Origin of the sequence: Thioalkalivibrio sp. (genome assembly GCF_041685615.1) — a bacterium.
Taxonomy (GTDB): domain Bacteria; phylum Pseudomonadota; class Gammaproteobacteria; order Ectothiorhodospirales; family Ectothiorhodospiraceae; genus Thioalkalivibrio.
Genome location: NZ_JAWLFK010000075.1, coordinates 1 through 6,057 on the forward strand (window position 1 = coordinate 1; position 6,057 = coordinate 6,057).

The window sequence follows — 6,057 nt, forward strand, 5'->3', positions numbered from 1 at the left end:
GTGCGATCAAAAACGGGAGCGCGTGGTCCGAAAGTAACCTTCACAACCATGGTGAGCCGTGCAGCCAATGAATTCTCCGGATGTGGAACGCGACCGAACCGTCGATCCGAACGAGGTGGAGCGCTACCGCGCCCTGGCCGAGATGTGGTGGCAACCGGATGGCAGGCTCTGGCCCCTGCACGTGCTGAACCGCCTGCGTAGCGACTATATACGCCATCAGCTCTGCCACTCGCTCGGACGGGACCCGGAAGCCGAGCATCCCTTCTCCGGCCTGCGCATGCTGGACATCGGCTGCGGCGGCGGGCTGCTGAGCGAGGCCATGGCCCGCCTCGGTGCGGACGTGCTGGGCGTGGACGTGGTGGACCGCAACATCGCCGCGGCGCGGCATCACGCGGACGAGCAAGGCCTCGATATCCAGTACGAGGTCAACACGGCGGAGGCTCTCGTCGAGCGCGGGGAAGACTTCGATGTGATCCTCAACATGGAGGTGGTCGAACACGTCGCCGACCTGCCCGCGTTCATGCGGAGCGTCAATCGCATGCTCCGCCCCGGCGGGCACACCTTCGTGGCCACGATCAACCGCAATCCGGTCTCGTTCGTGGTCGCCATTGTCGGGGCCGAGTACCTCTTCCGCATCCTGCCCCGGAACACCCATCAGTGGAAGCGGTTCGTCACGCCTCGGGAAACGCGGGAGCTGCTGGCCCGGGACGGCCTGGAGCCCGTCGCGCAGACAGGAGTCAAGGTCAATCCGCTCAACCGCCGGATGTGGCTGTCACGATCCATGAGCGTCAACTACATGATCCTGGCGCGCAAGTCCCCTGCCTGATCCGGCGCCCTCGCTCGCCGGACACGCCACCACGAGGCAGGAAGCACGCGACCCATGGGTGGCCAGCACGCTCCATTCCTCCACCACCAGATCCGCGGCCGCGAGCTGGGCGCGGAGATCCGCCTCGTAGGTCACGTGCCCGAAATCGATGGTCGTGATCCGTCGCAACAGGGGCTTGAGGACCTCGACCCAGCGCACCGGGCGGCGCTGGATGGTTTGTGTGAACAGGAACCGGCCGCCTGGCGCGAGCAGCCCCTTGCAGTGCCGCAGGGCCTGTTCCGGATCGGGCAGCAGCATGAAGCTCGCGGAAAAGTACACCACGTCGTAGGGCCCACCCGCGTGGGCGTACACGGATTCCTGAAACACCTCGGCACAGTCGGCCAGGGTTGATTCCTGCAGCCGACTCCGGGCTCGCCGGACATAGTCGCCATCGATGTCGATCCCGGTCAGGTGCAACTGCTTGCGCCGCGCCCGCCCGACATTGGCCAGCAGTGCCCCCGCCGTGCCGATACCCACATCCAGCACTCGCGCGCGGTCGGGCATCCGCTCCAGGGCCTCCGCGTACCAGCGGGCGGTCAGTCGCAGGATCAGGAAATCGTAGATCGCACTTCGCATCAGACTTCTCGAGCAAGAGCGGACGGGCATCGCGCCAGGAACCCGGGCCATACGGAGACACTCCGGATGCTGCGCGCATCATCGCAGCGAACCGTTCAGCCTTCCATGCACACCTTTCCTCCAGGCATGCCCTATAACTGGCATTTGGTTTGCATCTCGGGAAAAGAGGGCGGAAACGTCAAGTTTCTGTCGGACGACGGTGGACCCGCCCCTCGATGACGAAAAGGCAAAGATTGCCAAGGAGGGTCACAAGATGATCAATCTGTTCCTTACCCGACGCCAACTGTTCCTCCTGGTGCTGTGCACCCCGCTGGCCACGGTCCTGCTGTTCGTTCTCGGTGTCTTTTCGGGCGCCGCGATCGGGGCCCCCGGACCGCTGGACGCCGAGCCCGAATCGCCGGCGACCGAGAACACGGACCCGGCGCCGGAATCCGGAAGCGCCCGCGCGTCGTGGCTGGATGCCCCGGCACCCTTGTCGACCCGCGCCGGCGATGACGCCGCATTGCCACTGTTCTCGCCGGCTCGCCATTCCGGCCGCATTGAGAGGGACCACCGGGAGCCGTCGCCGGCGGAACCCGCGCTGAAACGCCAGCGTAAGGGAAGCGAAGACGCTTTCGCATCCGAGCGGCGGTATTCCATCCAGGCCGGCGTATTCACCGAACTGGAGAACGCCCGGAAGCTGGACCGGACCCTGAAGGCCCGCGGGCTTGCCAGCCGGCTGGAGGTGGTGGACGGACCCGAGCCGGCCTCCGACCGCTACCGGGTTCGCATCGGCCTGTTCGACTCGCGCGCAGCCGCGATGGCCGCCCTCGAGGCACAGGAAGGGGAAACGCTCGCGGATGCCTTTATCGTCGCGCGGCCGTTGAACCACTCCTGAAACGCACCTCAGTCTGTGCGCGGCAAGCTGCGCAGATAGCGTTCCTGGTCGGGGCTTTCGATCGCGCCGGGACGGGCCGACCGGACCTCCCGGATGGCCGCCTCCGGCGCAAGTCCGCGTTCGATGAGGGTCAGGGCGGCAATGGTTCCCGCACGGCCCTGACCGCCCCCGCAGTGGAACACCACGCGCTCCCCGGCCCGCAACCGCTGGTGGACCTGCGGTCCGACGGCCTGCCAGCCCTCTTCCCAGGGCCGATCGGGAGCGGCCATGTCGCCGATCGGAAGATGCAGCCAGCGCATCCCCGCCGCCTGCACGCGTGAACCCAGATCGGGCACCCCGAGATCCGACAGCTCGCCCGTCTGGTTCAGGGTGACGACCACGCTCGCGCCCCATTCCCGCAGGCCGGCCAGATCCGCCTGGACATCCTGCGCTTCGCAGCTCGCTCCCTCCCGGCGCTTGCCGGGGCAACGAGTCATACCGATCACACCCCCTTCGGAGAGCGGGATACTCCCGATGTCGAGAGCGGGCCGATGGACGTTGCATGGCTGCATCACAAGGCGCTCCAGCGCGACAGAAATGGCCCTGCAGTGTAGCGCTGCCAGAGGCAGGACTGTGCATTCCGATCCCGTACGCACCGGCCCGATTTCTTGCGTATGGCGGTATACTGTTATTCCATACAGTATATGGACACCACCTCATCCCCTCCGCCCGCGCCCCCTGCCTACGCCGAACTGACGACCCTCAGCAACTTCTCGTTCCTGCGCGGGGCTTCGCACCCGGAGGAACTGGTCGAACGGGCGCAGGCACTGGGCTACCGCGCGCTGGCGCTGACCGATATCGCCTCACTGGCAGGCGTGGTGCGTGCGCACGCGGCGGCAAAGGAATGTGGCCTGCACCTGATCCTGGGCGCGACCTTCCGGCTTGCCGATGGCCCCGCCCTGACGCTTCTGGTGCGCAATCCCACGGGATACGCCGCCCTGTGCCGATTGATCACTCGGGCCCGCGGCGCGGCAGACAAGGGACACTACCACCTGACGCGCGCCGACCTGGATGCCCTGCCCGCCGAGAGCCGCACCGGCTGGCACAGCCTGCTGCGGGTCGAGGCCGACAGCCCAGGGGCGGCGCTCGCCGAAGCGGCCCACTGGCTGTCCGGATGGGCCGCCCCAGGTCAGGGCCACCTGGCCGTGAGCCAGTTGCGTACCCCCGAAGATGCCACCCTGACGGCCCGTGCCCGGGCGCTGGAAACCGCCACTGGGCTCCCGATCATCGCCTGCGGCGACGTGCACATGCACCGGCGCGGCCGGCGCGCCCTGCAGGACGTGCTGACCGCCCTGCGCCTGCGTTCGACGGTCGCGGAGGCGGCGCAGGAACGCTTCCCCAATGGGGAACGCTGCCTGCGCCCGCGGGCCGAGCTGGCCGCGTTGTATCCCGCCGCCTGGCTTGAGGCCAGTGTAGCCATCGCGCGGGACTGCGACTTCTCGCTGGACGCGGTCACCTACCGCTACCCCACCGACCCGTTGCCGAAGACCATGACCCCGTCCGCCTACCTGCGCGAGGAGACCCTCAAGGGCGCACTCAAGCGCTGGCCCGACGGCATCCCACCGAACGTGCAGGAACAGATCGAACGCGAACTGGGCATCATCCGCGAGCTGGGCTACGAGCCGTACTTCCTGACCGTCTACGACATCGTGTGCTTTGCCCGCGGCCGCGGGATCCTGTGCCAGGGGCGCGGCTCGGCCGCCAATTCGGCCGTGTGCTACGCACTCGGCATCACCGCGGTCGATCCCTCGCGCTCCAGCATGCTGTTCGAGCGCTTCATCTCCGCCGAGCGTGGCGAGCCGCCGGATATCGATGTCGACTTCGAGCACGAGCGCCGCGAGGAGGTGATCCAGTACATCTACCGGCGCTACGGCCGCGAGCGCGCGGCGCTGGCCTGTACCGTGATCCGCTACCGCCGCCGCAGCGCCCTGCGCGACGTCGGCCGGGCGCTGGGCATCTCGCGTGCGCGGCTGGACGCCCTGACCGCCAACCTCGCCTGGTGGGACGACGGCATCCCCGCCGAGCGCCTGCGCGAGGTCGGGCTGGACCCGGACGGCGCCCTGGCCCGGCAGTGGCAGACGCTGACCGCCGAGCTGCTGGGCTTCCCGCGCCACCTGTCGCAGCACACCGGCGGCTTCGTGATCGCCGACGGTCGGCTGGACGAGCTGGTCCCCATCGAGAACGCGGCGATGCCGGAACGCTCGGTGATCCAGTGGGACAAGGACGACCTCGACGCAGTGGGCCTGCTGAAGATCGACGTGCTGGCGCTGGGGATGCTCTCCTGCGTGCGCCGCGCGCTGGAGCTGATGGCGCAGCACCGGGGCCGCGACTGGGGCCTGGCCGACATCCCCTCCGAGGACCCGGCGGTCTATCGCATGCTGCAGAAGGCCGACACCCTGGGCGTGTTCCAGATCGAGTCGCGCGCGCAGATGAGCATGCTGCCGCGCCTGAAGCCCGCGAACTTCTACGATCTGGTGATCGAGATCGCCATCGTGCGCCCCGGCCCGATCCAGGGCGAGATGGTGCACCCGTATCTCAAGCGCCGCGCCCACCCGGAGCGGGTGCGCTATCCGAACGCAGAGGTGAAACGCGTGCTCGGGCGCACCCTCGGCGTACCGATCTTCCAGGAGCAGGTGATCGAGCTGGCGATGGTCGCGGCCGGTTTCTCCGCCGGCGAGGCGGACGGGCTGCGCCGCGCGATCGGCGCCTGGCGCCGCACCGGCCAGCTCGCGCGCTACCGCGCGCGCCTGATGGACGGCATGCGCGAACGCGGCTATCCGGAAAAGTTCGCCGAGCAGCTCTACAAGCAAATCCTCGGCTTCGGCGAATACGGCTTCCCCGAGTCGCACTCGGCCAGCTTTGCGCTGATCACCTATGTCTCGTCCTGGCTCAAGTGCCATGAACCGGCGATCTTCGCCTGCGCCCTGCTGAACAGCCAGCCGATGGGCTTCTATGCCCCGGCACAGATCGTCGCCGACGCCCGCCGCCACGGCGTGGAGGTCCGCCCGGTGGACGTGCGTTGTAGTGACTGGGAGTGCACGGTGGAACCGCTGGCCGGGAGCGACGCGCTGGCCCTGCGCCTGGGCCTGAACCGCGTCGGCGGCCTGGCCCGCGACGTCGCCGGGCGCGTGGTCACCACCCGCGTTGAGCGGCCATTCGCCGACGTGCCGGACCTGGTGGCCCGCGCGGCGCTCACCCGTGCCCAGGCCAATCGCCTCGCGCGCGCCGACGCGCTGAAGGGCCTGGCCGGCAACCGCCACCAGGCGCGCTGGGCAACCGAGGCGGTGGAGGAGCCCCTGCCGCTGTTCGCCGAGGGGCCGCGCGAGACCGTGCGCGAGGCCGACGTGACCCCGTTGCTGCCCCGCCCGGATGCGGTGGACGACCTGGTGCAGGACTACGCCACCCAGGGCCTGAGCCTGGGCCCGCACCCGCTGGCGCTGATGCGCCCGTTCCTGGAACAGCACCGCCTGGCCACCGCCGCCCGGCTACTCGAACAGCCCGGCTACAGCGGGGCCCGCTACGCCGGACTGGTGATCACCCGCCAGCGCCCCGGCTCGGCCAACGGCACGGTATTCCTGACCCTGGAAGACGAGACCGGTACGTTGAACCTGATCGTCTGGCCGGACCGGGTGGAGCGCTTTCGCGCCGAGGTCCTGCACGGCCGCCTGCTGGAGGCCCACGGCGAGTGGCAGTACAGCGA

5 protein-coding genes are annotated in these 6,057 nt (G+C 68.9%); 3 read left to right on the forward strand and 2 right to left on the reverse strand.

All coding sequences use genetic code 11. The features are described from left to right. The first annotated feature begins 67 nt into the window (after window positions 1-67). On the forward strand, window positions 68-826 hold the full coding sequence (gene ubiG, locus ACESLR_RS11180; RefSeq protein WP_373067408.1) for a bifunctional 2-polyprenyl-6-hydroxyphenol methylase/3-demethylubiquinol 3-O-methyltransferase UbiG: 759 nt from the start codon (window positions 68-70) through the stop codon (window positions 824-826). Here ubiG and ACESLR_RS11185 read toward each other — a convergent pair. Then, the gene (locus tag ACESLR_RS11185) at window positions 773-1,441 is read right to left on the reverse strand and encodes a class I SAM-dependent methyltransferase (protein ID WP_373026127.1); all 669 of its coding nucleotides are present in this window, start codon (window positions 1,439-1,441) and stop codon (window positions 773-775) included. The genes ubiG and ACESLR_RS11185 overlap by 54 nt on opposite strands. Window positions 1,442-1,694: 253 nt before the next feature. Here ACESLR_RS11185 and ACESLR_RS11190 point away from each other — a divergent pair, with 253 nt between their 5' ends. Beyond that, window positions 1,695-2,318, forward strand: a complete 624-nt coding sequence (locus ACESLR_RS11190) for an SPOR domain-containing protein (RefSeq protein WP_373067415.1) — start codon at window positions 1,695-1,697, stop codon at window positions 2,316-2,318. 8 nt (window positions 2,319-2,326) lie between these two features. On the opposite strand, the gene ACESLR_RS11195 is transcribed toward ACESLR_RS11190, so the two are convergent. Further along, window positions 2,327-2,869: a cyclin-dependent kinase inhibitor 3 family protein gene (locus ACESLR_RS11195; protein WP_373067420.1), complete on the reverse strand. Its 543-nt coding sequence runs from the start codon at window positions 2,867-2,869 to the stop codon at window positions 2,327-2,329. 132 nt (window positions 2,870-3,001) lie between these two features. On the opposite strand from ACESLR_RS11195, the gene ACESLR_RS11200 reads away from it, so the two are divergent. Then, window positions 3,002-6,057 (forward strand): error-prone DNA polymerase (locus ACESLR_RS11200; RefSeq protein ID WP_373026130.1); only part of this gene is annotated, 3,056 nt, incomplete at its 3' end.

Excerpts from the sequence above, each read along its gene's own strand:
- ubiG (WP_373067408.1), top strand. The coding sequence starts at position 68 with ATGAATTCTCCGGATGTGGAACGCGACCGAACCGTCGATCCGAACGAG.
- ACESLR_RS11185 (WP_373026127.1), bottom strand. The coding sequence starts at position 1,441 with ATGCGAAGTGCGATCTACGATTTCCTGATCCTGCGACTGACCGCCCGC.
- ACESLR_RS11190 (WP_373067415.1), top strand. The coding sequence starts at position 1,695 with ATGATCAATCTGTTCCTTACCCGACGCCAACTGTTCCTCCTGGTGCTG.
- ACESLR_RS11195 (WP_373067420.1), bottom strand. The coding sequence starts at position 2,869 with ATGCAGCCATGCAACGTCCATCGGCCCGCTCTCGACATCGGGAGTATC.